Raw genomic sequence first — 14949 nt, 5'->3', positions numbered from 1 at the left:
GGGTTGCGCCATGCCGTCAAGCGGCAGCGCTATTCGGGCGGAATCCCCGCCTGGCGGATGATGTCGCGCCAGAGCGGCACCTCGCGGGCGATGCGCCCGGCCAGCGCCGCCGGACCTTGCGCCTCGATGCCGAAGCCGGCGGCGCGGAGCCTGGCGCGGGTTGCGGGTTCGGCGAGGGTGGCGATGCTCTCCCGCGCCAGGCGCTCGACGATGGCGGGCGGCGTGCCGGCGGGGGCGAGCAGCGCCTGGAAGGTCTCGGAGACGAACCCTGCATAGCCGAGCTCCTGCATGGTCGGCACATCGGGCAGGTCCGGCCAGCGCCCGGCGCTGGTGATGGCGAGCGCCCGGACCGCGCCGGAGTGGATATGCGGCTGCGCCGGCGGCAGCGCCGCGACGCCGACCGGGGTGGTGCCGCCCAGCACCGACTGCACCGCGAGCGCGGCGCTGTTGTGGGTGATCTGCACCAGCTCGATCCCCGCCCGCAGCCGCAGCAGCTCCGCGGTGAGGTGGGGGGTGGAGCCGGTGCCGGGATTGGCGATGTCGAGCCCGCCCGGCCGCGCCCTCGCCGCCGCGACCAGCTCGGCGAGGGAGCCGATGCCCGACCGGGCGCCGGCGATGATGACGTTGGGGGAGGCGGCGAGCTCCGTCACCGGCGCGAAATCCCGGACCGGGTCATAACCCGGGCTGCGGAAGAGGCTCGGGTTGACGACGAAGCCGGTGGAGACCAGCAGCAGCGTGTGGCCGTCCGGCGCGCTGCGGGCGACATGGGCGGCGCCAACATTCCCGCCCCCGCCGCCCCGGTTCTCGACGACGACCGGCTGCCCGAGCGAGGCCGTCAGCCCGGCGGAGAGCACGCGGGCCATGACATCGGTCGGCCCGCCCGGGGCGAAGGGGACGACGATGCGGATGGGGCGGTCCGGATAGCGGCCATTCTGGGCCCGGGCCGCGAGAGGCGCCGCAGCGAGCGCAAGGATCAGGCGGCGCTTGGCCCGCATGGCGGCGTCTCCTCCCCATGGGGCCCGCTCCGCGCCGGCCCCTGCGGGGAAGCTTGCGGAGCCGGCGGCGCCGGGGTCAAGGCCGGGCTACCGCCGCGCCGCCAGCGAGACCAGCAGCACGACCACGAGCATCACCACACCCGTCCGGTGCTGGCTGATCCATTCAAGCGCCTGTTCGATCGGCATGCCGCACCCCCTCGTGCGGCGGAGAGTGGCCGGCGTTGCGCCGGCCGCCAAGGGCGGGCGAGACTGGCGGGCGGGAGGCGACATCATGGAACAGGCAGCCGGCGTCATCGGCCTCGGCATCATGGGCAGCGCCATGGCGCGCAACCTGCGGGAGGCAGGCTGGCAGGTCTCGGGCTTCGACACCAACCCGGCGCGCCGCGTGGAACTGGCCACCGCGGGTATCGCCATCGCGGAGGATGCGGTGGCGCTGGCGCAGGGCGTGCCGCTGCTGCTCACCAGCCTGCCGCGGCCGGAGGCGCTGCACGCCACGGCCGCCGCGCTCGCCGCGGCCGGGCTGCCGCCCCGCCTGCTGGTGGAGACCAGCACCTTCGCGCTGGCGGACAAGCAGGCGGCGGCCGGGGTGCTGGGTGCGGCCGGGCACCGCATGCTCGACTGCCCGATCTCCGGCACCGGGGCGCAGGCGGTCCACCGCGACCTGGTCGTCTATGCCAGCGGGGACAGCGCGGCGATCGCCGGGCTCGCGCCCTTCTTCGGCGGCTTCGCCCGGGCGGTCCATGACCTCGGCGAGTTCGGCAACGGCACGCGGATGAAATTCGTCGCCAACCTGCTGGTCGCCATCCACAACCTCGCCTCGGCCGAGGCCATGGTGCTGGCGCGGAGGGCGGGGCTCGACCCGGACCAGGTGGTGGAGCTGGTGCGGGGCGGCGCCGGCAACTCCCGCGTCTTCGAACTGCGGGCGCCGATGATGGCGGAGCGGCGCTACGCGCCGCCCACCATGCGCGTCTCGATGTGGCAGAAGGACATGGCGGTGATCGGCGACTTCGCCGCCTCGCTCGGCTGCCCGGTGCCGCTGTTCAGCGCGAGCCAGCCCTATTACGCCGCCGCCATGGCCCAGGGCCTGGGCGGCGAGGACACGGCGGCGGTCTGCGCCGTGCTGGAGCGGATGGCCGGCCTCGGGCCGGATTGATGCGGCTGCGGAGCGGCTCGGGCTTCGCCAACCCCTTGCAAGAGCTGATTTCTCGCGGCGCGCCCAGGCCAGCGTGCCAAAAAGGAAACGCCGGGCCACAGAAGCAAAGCAGCCGGTGTTACCAAATGGGCAAGGCCTGTATGCTGGGGGTTCGAACCAGGAGCACCGTATGGGAGAGGCGCAAGGCCAGACGGCCCCTGCGCGGCGGCCATCCCCGCCGGAGGACCTCGCCACCCTGTCCTTCGAGGACGCGCTGGCGGAGCTGGAAGAGATTGTGAAGTCGCTGGAAGGCGGCCGGGGCACGCTCGCCCAGGCCATCGCGGATTACGAGCGCGGCGCCGTGCTCCGCCAGCATTGCGAGCAGAAGCTGGCGGAGGCCGAGGCGAAGGTCCAGGCGATCGTCGACGGGCCGGGTGGCCCGACCCTCCGCGACGTGGAATGAGATGAGCATGATCACCGAGACTATGGACCTCCGCCGCGCCATGGCGATGGCGGCGGAGGAGATCGACCAGGCCCTCGACATCCTCCTGCCGCCGGAGGAGGGGCCCGAGGCCCGGCTCTATGCGGCCATGCGCTACGCCGCGGTCGGCGGCGGCAAGCGGATGCGCGGCTTCCTGGTGCTGGAGGGGGCGCGGCAGTTCGGCGTCTCCCGCAACGCGGCGCTCCGGGTCGCGGGCGCGATCGAGATGCTGCACGCCTACAGCCTCGTCCATGACGACCTGCCGGCGATGGACGACGACGACCTGCGCCGCGGCAAGCCGACCGTGCACCGCGCCTTCGACGAGGCCACCGCCATCCTCGCCGGCGATGCCCTGCAGACCCAGGCCTTCGCCGCGCTGGCGCATGAGGACACCCACCCCGACCCAGCGGTGCGCATCGAGCTGGTGCGCTGCCTGGCCCAGGCCGCAGGCGCGCGCGGCATGTGCGGCGGGCAGATGCTCGACATGCTGGCCGAGGAGGGCGGGGCGCCGCTCGACGAGGCGGCGATCGGCCGGCTGCAGACGCTGAAGACCGGCAAGCTGATCGAATTCTCGGCCGAGGCGGGGGCGGTGCTCGGCAAGGCCGCGGCCTCGCAGCGTCATGCCCTGCTCGGCTACGGCCGTGACCTCGGCGCCGCCTTCCAGATCGCCGACGACCTGCTGGACGCGACCGTCACTGCCGAGGAGGCGGGCAAGCGCACCGGCAAGGATGCCGAGGCCGGCAAGGCGACGCTCGTTTCGCTCCTTGGCCTCGACCGCGCGCGGCTGCAGGCCGAGCGGCTGGTGGCCCAGGCCAAATCCCACCTTGACGTCTTCGGAGAGAGGGCTGACCTGTTGCGCATGCTCGCTGATTTCGTGATCGAGCGGAGGAGCTGATGTCCACTCCCTCCGCCACCCCGCTCCTCGACCGTGTCAAGATCCCGGCCGACATGCGCAACCTCTCGGGCGACCAGCTCAAGCAGCTGGCCTCCGAGCTCCGGGCCGAGACCATCCATGCGGTCAGCCAGACCGGCGGGCATCTCGGCGCCTCGCTCGGCGTCGTCGAGCTGACGGTCGCCGTCCACGCCGTCTTCGAGACGCCGCGGGACCGGCTGATCTGGGATGTCGGCCACCAGGCCTATCCCCACAAGATCCTGACCGGGCGGCGCGACCGCATCCGCACGCTGCGCCAGGGCGGCGGCCTTTCCGGCTTCACCCGCCGCAGCGAGAGCGAGTACGACCCCTTCGGCGCGGCGCATTCCTCGACCTCCATCTCCGCCGGCCTCGGCATGGCGGTGGCGAGCGAGCTGAAGGGCGACCCGCGCAACGTCGTCGCCGTCATCGGCGACGGCGCGATGAGCGCGGGCATGGCCTATGAGGCGATGAACAATGCGGGCGCGGAGAAGTCTCGCCTCATCGTCATCCTCAACGACAACGACATGTCGATCGCGCCGCCCGTCGGCGCGATGAGCGCCTACCTCTCGAAGGTCGTCTCCTCGCGGCCCTTCCTCTCCATCCGCGACATGATGGCGAAGCTGGCGCGGCGCTTCCCGGCGCCGATCGAGCGCGCCGCCAAGCGGGCGGACGAGTATGCGCGCGGGCTGCTGACCGGCGGCACGCTCTTCGAGGAGCTCGGCTTCTACTATGTCGGGCCGATCGACGGGCACGACCTCGACCACCTGCTGCCGATCCTGCGCAACCTGCGCGACACCGAGCTAGGCGAGCCGGTGCTGCTGCATGTGGTGACGCAGAAGGGCAAGGGCTATGCCCCGGCCGAGGCGAGCGCCGACAAGTACCACGGCGTCGTCAAGTTCAACGTCGTCACCGGCGAGCAGCAGAAGCCGCCCCCCGGCCCGCCGAGCTATACCAAGGTCTTCTCCAATGCGCTGATCGCGGAGGCCGAGGCCGATGAGCGCATCGTCGCTATCAACGCGGCGATGCCGGCGGGGACGGGGCTCGACGCCTTCGCCACGAAATTCCCCAAGCGCAGCTTCGATGTCGGCATCGCGGAGCAGCATGCCGTCACCTTCGCCGCCGGCATGGCGACGGAGGGGATGAAGCCCTTCTGCGCCATCTACTCGACCTTCCTGCAGCGCGGCTACGATCAGGTCGTGCATGACGTGGTGCTGCAGTCGCTGCCCGTGCGCTTCGCCATGGACCGCGCCGGGCTGGTCGGCGCCGATGGCGCGACGCATGCCGGCAGCTTCGACATCGCCTATCTCGGCTGCCTGCCGGGCATCGTGCTGATGGCCGCCGCCGATGAGCTGGAGCTGATGCACATGGTTGCCACATCGGCGGCCATCGACGACCGGCCGAGCGCCTTCCGCTACCCGCGCGGCGAGGGCTTCGGCCTCGAACTGCCGAAGCGGGGCACGCCGCTCGAGATCGGCAAGGGGCGCATCCTGAAGGAGGGGACGAGCGTCGCCATCCTCTCCTACGGCGCGCGCCTCCGCGAATGCCTGAAGGCGGCGGAGGAGCTCGGCCAGCGCGGCCTCTCCACCACCGTCGCCGATGCCCGCTTCGCCAAGCCGCTCGACACCGACCTGGTGGAGCGGCTGGCGCGGGAGCATGAAGTGCTGATCACCATCGAGGAGGGCTCGGTCGGCGGCTTCGGCAGCTTCGTGCTGCAGCACCTGGCGCTGCGCGGGATGCTCGATCACGGGCTGAAGGTGCGGCCGATGGTCCTGCCGGACTGCTTCATCGACCATGACAACCCGAAGAAGCAGTATGACGAGGCGGGCCTGAACGCCGCGCAGATCGTCGCCATGGCGGTGACGGCGCTCGGCGCCGGCGCCGCGGCGCGGCCGGCGCGGGCCTGAGCCCATAGCGAAGGAGCGGGCCGACCAGGCGCTGGTGGACCGGGGGCTGGCGGAAAGCCGAACCCGGGCCCAGGCGCTGATCCTCGCCGGCAAGGTCTTCTCCGAGACGCGGCGGATCGACAAGGCGGGGCAGATGCTCCCGCCCGGTACGCCGCTGGAGGTCCGCGGCCAGGATCACCCTTGGGTCTCGCGCGGCGGGGTGAAGCTCGACCATGCTATAAGGCATTTCGGGCTCTCGCCGGGGGGCAGGGTCGCCATCGATGTCGGCGCCTCCACGGGCGGCTTCACCCATGTGCTGCTGCATCACGGGGCGGCACGGGTCTTCGCCATCGATGTGGGGCATGGGCAGCTCGCCTGGAGCCTGAGGAACGACCCGCGCGTCACCGTCATGGAGCGGGTGAATGCACGCTACCTCGAGGCCGCGCAGCTCGATGCGGTGCCGGAGGTGCTGGTCTGCGATGCGAGCTTCATCGGGCTGCAGGTGGTGCTGCCGCAGCCGCTCTCGCTCTGCGCGCCGGGGGCCTGGGCGGTCGCGCTGATCAAGCCGCAATTCGAGGTCGGGCCCGCCATCGCCAAGGGGGGGGTGGTGCGGGATGCGGCCGTACACCGCAGCGTCTGCCGGAAGATCGAGGAGTGGTGGGGCGCGCTGCCCGGCTGGCGGGTGCTGGGCGTGGAGCCGAGCCCGTTGCTCGGGCCGGAGGGGAACCGGGAGTTCCTGATTGCTGCACTGCGGGATAAGCTCGCCGTATGAGCGACGCACCGACCCTCTTCGACCCCGCCTCCGCCGGCTGGAGGCCCATGCGGCCGGAAGGCTACCCCGCCCTGATCGGCCCCTTCTGGTACAGGCGGGAGGAGGGCGGCTTCCGCTACGGCTTCCCAGCCGAGGCGCGGCACCTCAATCTCGGCGGCGTCGTCCATGGCGGCATGCTGATGAGCTTCGCCGACGACGTGCTCGGCATGACGGTCTGGGAGGCCGCGGGGCGGAAGCCCTGCACCACCGTGCAGCTCAGCACGCAGTTCATCTCGCCGGCCCGGGCGGGCGAGTTCGTTGAGGGTCGGGCGGAGGTCTTGCGCAGCACCCGCTCCGTGGTGTTCGTGCGGGGGCTGGTCACGGTCGGCGACCGCACCGTGATCCATGCCGATGGGATCTGGAAGATCCTCGGCGCCTGACATCGGCTGCCTTCGGGAGGAAACCAAGAATGCGCACCGCCGTCCTCGTCTCCACCGCCCGCACGCCCATCGGCCGGGCCTATCGCGGCGCCTTCAACGACACCCAGGCCCAGGCGCTGGGCGGCCATGCCATCGCCGAGGCGGTGAGGCGGGCCGGGATCGACCCGGCCGAGGTCGAGGATGTGGTCCTGGGCGCCGCCCTCCAGCAGGGCAGCCAGGGCAGCAACCTGGCGCGGCAATGCGCCCTCCGCGCGGGCCTGCCGCAGACCGTGCCGGGGATGACGGTGGACCGGCAATGCTCCTCCGGCCTCATGGCCATCGCCACAGCCGCGAAGCAGATCGTGGCGGACGGGATGCAGGTCGCGGTCGGCGGCGGGCTGGAATCCATCTCGCTCGTGCAGAACGACAAGATGAACCGCTACCGCACGCGCGACCCCTGGCTCACCGAGCATGTGCCGCAGCTCTACATGTCCATGCTGGAGACGGCGGAGATCGTCGCCGAGCGCTACGGGGTCTCGCGCGAGGCGCAGGACGAGTATGCGCTGCGCTCCCAGCAGCGCACCGCCGAGGCCCAGGCGGCGGGCCGCTTCGACGCCGAGATCGTGCCGCTGCCGAGCGTCATGGCCGTCGCCAACAAGGAGACGGGCGAGATCAGCCACAAGCCGGTGACGCTGACGAAGGACGAGGGCAACCGGGCGGACACCACGCTCGCCGGCCTCAACGGGCTGAAGCCGGTGCTGGCCGACGGGCAGCAGGTGAAGCAGGGGCGCTTCATCACCGCCGGCAACGCCAGCCAGCTCTCGGATGGCGCCTCGGCGGCGGTGCTGATGGAGGAGCGGGAGGCCTCGCGGCGGGGGCTTACGCCGCTCGGCATCTACCGCGGCATGGCGGTCGCCGGCTGCGACCCGGCGGAGATGGGCATCGGCCCGGTCTTCGCCGTGCCGAAGCTGCTCGCCCAGCATGGGCTCAAGGTCGAGGATATCGACCTCTGGGAGCTGAACGAGGCCTTCGCCTGCCAGGTGCTTTATTGCCGGGACCGGCTCGGCATTCCGGATGAGCGGCTCAATGTCGATGGCGGGGCGATCGCGGTCGGCCATCCCTATGGGATGAGCGGCGCCCGCATGGCCGGGCATGGGCTGATCGAGGCGAAGCGGCGTGGCGGCCGCTATGTCGTGGTCACCATGTGCATCGGCGGCGGGCAGGGCGCCGCCGGGTTGTTCGAGGTGGCCTGAGCCTTACTCGGCCGCGATCTGGGCCTCCGCAGCGCTGATCTCGGCGAGCAGGGTCCAGACGCGGTGCGGGTCCATCCGCACATCCGGGTCGTTCAACAGCTGGTCCAGCTCGTCGAGCTTCGCCTGGAAGTCGAGGTCGGTCATGCGGCTCCATTCCCCTCTGCCGTGCCGGCCTCGCCGGCTGTGGCAGCGTCGATCAATGCCGCTTGGAAACGTGGCAGATTGAAGACGGTTTCCTTCCGCTCCCCGATCAACAAGCCGCTACATCGAGGAGAGGATGGCCGGCGCCAGGGCCTGGATCTTGGCCGCGGGATGGGAGGGGTTGCGGAAGCGGAGCGCCGGCTCGGCCGCGGCATCCGGCGGGGCGGCGCCGAACATCTCGAAGCGCGAGGCGCAGGTGACGGCGACCACGCGGCGCGCCGGCGGCGTCGTCAGGAAGCGGCGCACGGCGCCCTCCAGCTCCAGCTGCTCACGCAGGCCGCGCCATTCGGTGCGGTCCACATCCTCGAGGAAGACGGCGGCGATGCCGGGCCTGCGGCCGGAGAGGCGTGCCTCCGCCATCAGGCCGAGGCGGCGGGCGACGGCGCCGGCGATCTCGTTCTCCCGCCCGGCCCGGGCGGCGAGGACGAAGACGCTGCCGGTCGCCGCATCGGTGGTGATGGCGAGATGCGCCTCCGGTCCGAACTGCGCGCGCAGCCGAGCGGAGAGGCCGGCCACGCCCTGCCGCGGCCCGCCGAGGACCAGGGGATCGAGCTTCAGTACGGCCTCGCTGCCGGCCTCCTGCCGCCTGCCGGCGGCGAGCATGCCGATGATTCGCTCCCGCAGGCCGGCCAGCTGCTCGGGGCCGGAGATGCCTTCGGGCAGGGTCATCTTCAGCAGGTAGCGGCCGGGATGGCGGGCGAGCCAGCACTGAAGCTCAGGATTGAGACGGTCGATCAGGGCATACCAGTCGCAGCGATGGACCGGACGGCCCTCCTCGGCTGAGACCGTCTCGCAGATCACTTCCGCGCTGGCGCCCTCCCGTTCCGCCATCAGGTCGTGTGGCGTGCCCTCGGCAAGGCCGGTGAAGCGGACGGAGAAGCCGCTCTCGCGCAGCAGGGCGGCGGTGCGCAGCAGGTGGAACAGGGGGATGAGCGTCGCCTCGCCGGTGAGGCCGGCCATGATCTCGTCGCGCATGCGGGCCCGTCGGTCCTCAGGCAGGCTGTCGGCAAGGCTAACGGCTTCCTCGGCGAAGGCGCGAACCAGCCGTTCGGTGCTGGTGGCACGGGTCAGGGCGCGGCGGCCGGAGATGCGGGCGAGGGCCAGTTCCAGCGCGTGGCGTTGCTGGGCAGCGCGGCCGGTGAGGGAGTTCGCCTGGGCGCGATTGCCGATATCGGCGAGCCGGGCGGCCCAGGTCGCCTCGCCGCAGAGCGCGACGAAGGCATCGAGGCCAGGGTTGGCGCCGGTCAGGCTGGGCGAGGCGGGAAAGCTGCTCCCCCTCGTCAGCTGCGCCGGCTGCGGATCGGCGAAGGTCATGGCTTCGTCTCATCCTTCTCGTTGCGGGTGCTAAGCGCCTCCACAAGGAATTCGTCAAGAGGCTTGCGCCGGGTCCTGAAACCCTGTCCGGGTGGACTGCGCTTCTGGCTCTGCTCGCGTTTCCGTTTGCAGCAGGAACTTCATGGCCGAATTCGACCCGCTTCTCGCCTATTTGGACGGCCTCCCGACGGCACGCTGGAACTACCCCGATGCGCCCGGCACGCCGGCCACGGTGACCTACAGCTTCATGCAGGCCGTTCCCGCTTATGAAGCGCCGACGAACCACCCCGGTTTCACGCCGCTCGACGCCTCGATGCAGGCGGCGGCGCGGGCGGCACTCGGGTCCTGGGCGGCGGTCGCTAACCTGGCCTTCATCGAGGTACCCGATGCCGGCCAGGGCGGCGACATCCGCATCGGCAGCCAAGAGATGGGGTATGGCGGCTACTCCTACTACCCTTATTTCGTGGGCGGGCAGCCGGCCGAGCTGGGCGGCGATGTCTATCTCGGGCGCTATCCGGAGAATGCGCAGGTGGCGCCGGGCCAGTACGGGCTTGCGACGCTGACCCACGAGCTGGGCCATGCGCTCGGGCTGAAGCATCCCTTCGAGGGCAGCCTGACCCTGCCGGGCGCGGAGCAGGATCTCAGCCATTCGATCATGAACTACGCTGCGCCGGGCAACGCCTCGGTGGTCAGCGTCACCGGCACCGCGGAGGACTACACCTGGGTGCGGATGCCGCTCTATCCGAGCGGGCCGATGCTCGAGGACATTGCCGCCGTGCAGGCGCTCTACGGCGCCAACATGACCCAGGCGGCGGGCGACGACAGCTATTCCTGGGCACCCAATGCCCGCTTCTTCCAGACCATCTGGGATGCCGGCGGGACCGATACCCTCGACACCTCCAACCAGGTGCTGGACTCCGTCATCGACCTGCGCGAGGGGCATTTCTCCAGCATCGCCATGCGCGATACCGTGACCGAGAAGCGGCTGGAGATCCCGGCCTTCGCCACGGAGGCGCCGACCCCGACCTATGACGGGCACGGCAACCTGGCCATCGCCTTCGGCGCGGTGATCGAGAATGCCACGGGCGGGGCGGGGAATGATGCCATCACAGGGAATGCCAGCGCGAACTGCCTGATTGGCGGGGACGGGGCGGATACGCTGGATGGCGGCGGCGGCGGCGACGTGCTGTTCGGCGGGACGGGCGCGGACAGCTTCCTCCTGGCCGATGGCGCGGGCGCCGACCTCATCGGCGACTTCGCTCCCGGCATCGACCAAATCCGCCTGGTGGGCTTCGCCGGGCTCGGCACCGCCAACATCATGGACCAGGTCCGCGACCAGGCTGGCGGCGCGGTCGTCGGCCTCAATGGCGATGACGGCATCACCCTGGCGGGCATCGCCAGGTCGTCGCTGACGGCGGGCGACTTCGTCTTCGCCTAGACCACGATCACCGGGGAGCCAGAGCGACCGCCGCGAGCCGATGCAGGAAGCCGCCCTAGTTGCGGGGCAGGCGAGCCTCGGTCGGCGCGTCCGGGTTCTGGGCGCGGTGGCGCAGGAGGTGGTCGGCCAGCACCAGGGCCAGCATCGCCTCCCCGACCGGCACGGCGCGGATGCCGACGCAGGGGTCGTGGCGGCCCTTGGTCGTGACCTCCACCTCCTGGCCGAAGCGGTCCACCGAGCGGCGGGGGGTGAGGATGGAGGAGGTCGGCTTCACCGCGAAGCGCGCCACGATCGGCTGGCCGGTGGAGATGCCGCCGAGCACGCCGCCGGCATGGTTGTCGCCGAAGAGCACGCGGCCATCGGGCCCCATGCGCATCTCGTCGGCATTGGCCTCGCCGGTGAGGGCGGCGGCGGCGAAGCCCTCGCCGATCTCGACGCCCTTCACCGCATTGATGCCCATCAGCGCCGCGGCGATATCGGCGTCGAGCTTGCCGTAGACCGGCGCGCCGAGGCCGGGGGGCACGCCCTCCGCCACCACCTCGATGACGGCGCCGAGGGAGGAGCCGGATTTCCGCGCCTCCAGCAGCCGCTGCTCCCAGCGAGGGGCGGCGTCACGGTCGGGGCACCAAAACTCGTTCTCCTCGATCGCCGCCCAGTCCCAGGCGGCGCGGTCGATGCGGTCGTCGCCCATCTGGACGAGGGCGCCGCGGATGGTGACGCCCTCCAGCACCCGGCGGGCGACGGCGCCGGCGGCGACGCGCATCGCCGTCTCCCGCGCGGAGGACCGTCCGCCGCCGCGGTAGTCGCGGATGCCGTATTTCAGCTCATAGGCGATGTCGGCATGGCCGGGGCGGAAGCGGTCCTTGATCTCCCCGTAGTCCTTGCTGCGCTGGTCCTGGTTCTCGATCAGCAGGGCGATGGGGGTGCCCGTCGTCATTCCCTCGAAGGTGCCGGAGAGGATGCGGACCTGGTCCGGCTCCTGCCGCTGCGTCACGAAGCGGGAGGCGCCGGGGCGGCGGCGGTCGAGGAAGGGCTGGATATCGGCTTCCGTCAGGGCGAGGCGCGGCGGGCAGCCATCGACGACGCAGCCGATGGCCGGGCCATGGCTCTCGCCCCAGGTGGTGACGCGGAAGAGGTGGCCGAAGCTGTTGTGGGACATCGGGCGCGGCGGTCAGACCGTGCTGATGTCCGGCGCATCCACCGCCTTCATGCCGACGATGTGGAAGCCGCTGTCCACATGATGCACCTCGCCGGTGACGCCGGCGGCGAGGTCGCTCAGCAGATAGAGCCCGGCGCCGCCGACCTCCTCGATGGTGACGTTGCGCTTGAGCGGCGCGTTGTACTGGTTCCACTTCAGGATGTAGCGGAAGTCGCCGATGCCGCTCGCCGCCAGCGTCCTGATCGGCCCGGCGGAGATGGCGTTCACCCGGATGCCAATGCCACCCAAATCGGCCGCGAGGTAGCGGACGCTCGCCTCGAGCGCCGCCTTGGCGACGCCCATGACGTTGTAATGCGGCGTGACGCGCTCGGCGCCGAGATAGCTCATCGTCAGCAGTGCGCCGCCCGGCTTCATCAGCGGCACCGCGCGCTGGCTCACCGAGACGAAGGAATAGGTGGAGATGTCGAGCGCCTGGAGGAAGGCGTCGCGCGGCGTGTCGAGGTAGCGGCCGCGGAGATAGTCCTTGTTGGCGAAGCCGATGGCGTGGACCAGGAAGTCGAGCCCGCCCCAGGCCTCCTTGACGGTGGCGAAGGCGGCGTCAACGCTGGCGTCGTCGGTCACGTCGCAGGGCAGGACCAACCTGCTGCCGACGCTCTCGGCCAGCGGGCGGACGCGGCGCTCCAGCGCCTCGCCCTGATAGGTGAAGGCGACCTCCGCCCCCTGGGCGGCGACGGCGCGGGCGATGCCCCAGGCGATCGAGCGGTCATTGGCGACCCCCATGACGAGGCCGCGCTTGCCTGCCATGAGCGTGCCGGTGGGAGCGTCTGCGAGGGGCGCGTCGGACATGGTGCGTAGGGACCGGCTCTGGCAGTGTTGTGGTAGCCCTGGGGTGGTGGCACACCCCTGGCCAGCGGGCAAGCCTTAGCGCCCGCACCCCTCGTTACCCGGGATTTCCGTCATGGACAGCAGCGCCGCCGACCCCTTTGCCCGTTTCGAGGAGTGGATGGCGGAAGCGGCCAAATCCGAGCCGAACGACCCGAACGCCGTCTGCCTGGCGACCACCACGTCGGATGGCCGCCCCTCGGCGCGGATGGTGCTGCTGAAGGGCCTCGATCCGCGGGGCTTCGTCTTCTACACCAACCTCGAAAGCCGGAAGGGCGGAGAGCTGGCGTCGAACCCGGAGGCGGCGCTCTGCTTCCACTGGAAGACGCTGCAGCGGAGCGTGCGCGTCGAGGGGCCGGTCGAGCCGGTCGCGGCGGAGGAGGCGGATGCCTATTACGCCTCCCGCGCCCGGGGCAGCCGGATCGGCGCCTGGGCCAGCCGGCAGTCGCGGCCGCTCGAGGGGCGCTGGGCGCTCGAGAAGGCGGTGGCCGAGTACACGCTGAAATTCGGCATCGGCGAGATTCCCCGCCCGCCCTTCTGGTCCGGCTTCCGCGTACTGCCGCGGCGGATCGAGTTCTGGCGCGACATGCCCTTCCGCCTGCATGACCGGCAGGTCTTCCACCGTGAGGGCGAGGGTTGGCGGGTGGAGGCGCTCTATCCGTGAGCCTGCCCGCCGCGCAGGCCGAGGCGGGGGCGCTGCTCGCGCGCCTCGCCGGCGCGGCGCCGGTCGAGACGCATATCTCCGCGGTCTATGTCGGGCGGGAGGATGCCTGGAAGCTGAAGAAGGCGGTGGCGCTCGGCTTCCTCGACTTCACCCGCCTCGCCGAGCGGGAGAGGTTGCTGCGGCGGGAACTCGCGCTGAACGCGCCCTTCGCGCCGGCGCTCTACCGGGAGGTGGTGCCGGTCACCCGCGGGGCCGACGGCGCGCTCCGGCTCGGCGGCGCGGGCGAGCCACTGGAGTGGGTGTTGCGCATGGCGCCGCTGCCGCCGGGCGACTTCCTCGAGGCGCAGGTGGCCGAAGGGCTCGACGCGGCGAGGCTGGATGCGCTGGCGGATGCCGTCTTCGCCATGCATGCCGCGCTGCCGGCCGAGGCCGCGCCCGGCTTCCGCGCGGTGATCGAGGGCAACGGGCGGGCGGCGCTCGGGGCCGGGCTGCCGGACCGGCGGGTCGCGGCCTGGCTGGAGGCGGCGCTCGGCTGGCTGGCGCGGCTTGGGCCCCTGCTCGCCGCGCGGGCGGCGGAGGGGCGGGTGCGGCGCTGCCATGGCGACCTGCATCTCGGCAATCTCTGCCTCTGGCAGGGGCGGGTGACGCCCTTCGACGCCCTCGAATTCGACGAGGCGCTGGCGACGGTCGATACCGGCTACGACTTCGCCTTCCTGCTGATGGATTGCGAGCACCGGCTCGGCCGCCCCGGCGCCAACCGGGTGCTGAACCGCTATGTCGCACGCTCCGGCGATGCGGGGCTGGTCGGGGCGCTGCCGCTCTGGCTTTCGCTCCGGGCGCTGATCCGGGCGCATGCGGAGGCGCGGCGCGGCGCCTGCGGCCTTTCCTACCTGGACCGGGCGGAGGCGCTGCTGCGCCCGGCGCCGCCACGGCTGGTGGCGATCGGCGGCCTGATGGGGACGGGGAAGACGCGGCTCGCCCGCTCCCTCGCGCCGGGGATCGGCCCGGCGCCGGGCGCGCTGGTGCTGCGCTCCGACGAGATCCGCAAGCGCCTGGCCGGTGTCCCGCCGGAGCAGCGCCTGCCGCCCGAAGCCTATACGCCGGAGGCGAGCGCCGCGGTCTTCGCCGCGCTTGCGGCGAGCGCGGAGACGGCGCTCAGGGCCGGGCATGCGGTGATCGCCGATGCCGTCTTCCTTCGCCCGGGGGAGCGGGCGGCCATCGAGGCGGCGGCACGGGCGGCGGGCGTGCGCTTCGTTGGGCTCTGGCTCACCGCCCCGCGCGCCGTGCTGGAGGCACGGATCGCCGCCCGCACCGGCGATGCCTCGGATGCCGATGCAGCGGTGCTGGCGGCCGCGGCGGCGCGGGATGCGGGCCCGGTGACATGGCAGGCGCTGGATGCGTCACGCGACCCGCTGCCGGCCGCGCGCGAAGCCTTGGGCTGCAACGGTGCCGATCCGTGCTAGG

At 71.8% G+C, this 14949-nt stretch carries 15 protein-coding genes; 10 read left to right on the top strand and 5 right to left on the bottom strand.

From position 1 onward, the window contains the following. Nucleotides 1-29 precede the first annotated feature (29 nt). A complete protein-coding gene (locus tag AC5JJ1_RS01605) occupies nucleotides 30-995 on the bottom strand; it encodes a tripartite tricarboxylate transporter substrate-binding protein (RefSeq protein WP_495783349.1) in 966 nt (321 codons plus the stop codon). A gap of 271 nt (nucleotides 996-1266) precedes the next feature. Here AC5JJ1_RS01605 and AC5JJ1_RS01600 point away from each other — a divergent pair, with 271 nt between their 5' ends. The 7 genes from AC5JJ1_RS01600 (at nucleotide 1267) to AC5JJ1_RS01570 (ending at nucleotide 7827) form a co-directional block, all read left to right on the top strand. Then, entirely contained in the window at nucleotides 1267-2148 is an 882-nt protein-coding gene (locus tag AC5JJ1_RS01600; protein ID WP_495783348.1) for an NAD(P)-dependent oxidoreductase, read from the top strand. 169 nt (nucleotides 2149-2317) lie between these two features. Next, nucleotides 2318-2590, top strand: a complete 273-nt coding sequence (locus tag AC5JJ1_RS01595; RefSeq protein ID WP_495783347.1) for an exodeoxyribonuclease VII small subunit — start codon at nucleotides 2318-2320, stop codon at nucleotides 2588-2590. A 7-nt stretch (nucleotides 2591-2597) separates the two neighbouring features. Further along, on the top strand, nucleotides 2598-3503 hold the full coding sequence (locus AC5JJ1_RS01590; protein WP_495783346.1) for a polyprenyl synthetase family protein: 906 nt from the start codon (nucleotides 2598-2600) through the stop codon (nucleotides 3501-3503). After that, on the top strand, nucleotides 3503-5425 hold the full coding sequence (gene dxs / locus AC5JJ1_RS01585) for a 1-deoxy-D-xylulose-5-phosphate synthase (RefSeq protein ID WP_495783345.1): 1923 nt from the start codon (nucleotides 3503-3505) through the stop codon (nucleotides 5423-5425). The genes AC5JJ1_RS01590 and dxs overlap by 1 nt, the downstream gene beginning before the upstream one ends. A 4-nt stretch (nucleotides 5426-5429) precedes the next feature. Continuing rightward, the gene (locus AC5JJ1_RS01580) at nucleotides 5430-6176 is read left to right on the top strand and encodes a TlyA family RNA methyltransferase (protein WP_495783424.1); all 747 of its coding nucleotides are present in this window, start codon (nucleotides 5430-5432) and stop codon (nucleotides 6174-6176) included. After that, nucleotides 6173-6595, top strand: a complete 423-nt coding sequence (locus tag AC5JJ1_RS01575; RefSeq protein WP_495783344.1) for a PaaI family thioesterase — start codon at nucleotides 6173-6175, stop codon at nucleotides 6593-6595. The genes AC5JJ1_RS01580 and AC5JJ1_RS01575 overlap by 4 nt, the downstream gene beginning before the upstream one ends. A gap of 29 nt (nucleotides 6596-6624) precedes the next feature. Further along, complete coding sequence (locus tag AC5JJ1_RS01570; protein WP_495783343.1) at nucleotides 6625-7827, top strand: acetyl-CoA C-acyltransferase; 1203 nt, start codon at nucleotides 6625-6627, stop codon at nucleotides 7825-7827. 3 nt (nucleotides 7828-7830) lie between these two features. Here the strand turns inward: AC5JJ1_RS01570 and AC5JJ1_RS01565 are convergent, their stop codons facing one another. Together AC5JJ1_RS01565 and AC5JJ1_RS01560 are read right to left on the bottom strand one after the other, a co-directional pair. Next, complete coding sequence (locus AC5JJ1_RS01565) at nucleotides 7831-7971, bottom strand: peptide chain release factor 1 (RefSeq protein ID WP_495783342.1); 141 nt, start codon at nucleotides 7969-7971, stop codon at nucleotides 7831-7833. 117 nt (nucleotides 7972-8088) lie between these two features. Then, complete coding sequence (locus AC5JJ1_RS01560) at nucleotides 8089-9342, bottom strand: hypothetical protein (protein WP_495783341.1); 1254 nt, start codon at nucleotides 9340-9342, stop codon at nucleotides 8089-8091. 142 nt (nucleotides 9343-9484) lie between these two features. Between AC5JJ1_RS01560 and AC5JJ1_RS01555 the strand changes: the two genes are divergently transcribed. Then, complete coding sequence (locus AC5JJ1_RS01555; RefSeq protein WP_495783340.1) at nucleotides 9485-10780, top strand: M10 family metallopeptidase; 1296 nt, start codon at nucleotides 9485-9487, stop codon at nucleotides 10778-10780. Nucleotides 10781-10835: 55 nt separating this feature from the next. Here the strand turns inward: AC5JJ1_RS01555 and aroC are convergent, their stop codons facing one another. Further along, nucleotides 10836-11939, bottom strand: coding sequence for a chorismate synthase (aroC, locus tag AC5JJ1_RS01550; RefSeq protein WP_495783339.1), 1104 nt, complete (start codon nucleotides 11937-11939; stop codon nucleotides 10836-10838). Nucleotides 11940-11951: 12 nt separating this feature from the next. Then, nucleotides 11952-12785 carry an enoyl-ACP reductase FabI gene (gene fabI, locus AC5JJ1_RS01545; protein WP_495783338.1) on the bottom strand — a complete coding sequence of 278 codons (834 nt, stop codon included), beginning with the start codon at nucleotides 12783-12785 and terminating at the stop codon, nucleotides 11952-11954. Nucleotides 12786-12897: 112 nt separating this feature from the next. Here fabI and pdxH point away from each other — a divergent pair, with 112 nt between their 5' ends. Both pdxH and AC5JJ1_RS01535 read left to right on the top strand, forming a co-directional pair. Continuing rightward, the gene (gene pdxH, locus AC5JJ1_RS01540) at nucleotides 12898-13485 is read left to right on the top strand and encodes a pyridoxamine 5'-phosphate oxidase (RefSeq protein WP_495783337.1); all 588 of its coding nucleotides are present in this window, start codon (nucleotides 12898-12900) and stop codon (nucleotides 13483-13485) included. After that, complete coding sequence (locus AC5JJ1_RS01535; RefSeq protein ID WP_495783336.1) at nucleotides 13482-14948, top strand: bifunctional aminoglycoside phosphotransferase/ATP-binding protein; 1467 nt, start codon at nucleotides 13482-13484, stop codon at nucleotides 14946-14948. Before pdxH ends, AC5JJ1_RS01535 begins: the two co-directional genes overlap by 4 nt. Nucleotide 14949: the final 1 nt, after the last annotated feature.

The sequence above is a fragment of the Belnapia sp. genome, assembly GCF_059504005.1.
Note: the sequence above shows the minus strand (reverse complement) of the source record. Positions and strands in the feature narration are given on the sequence as shown.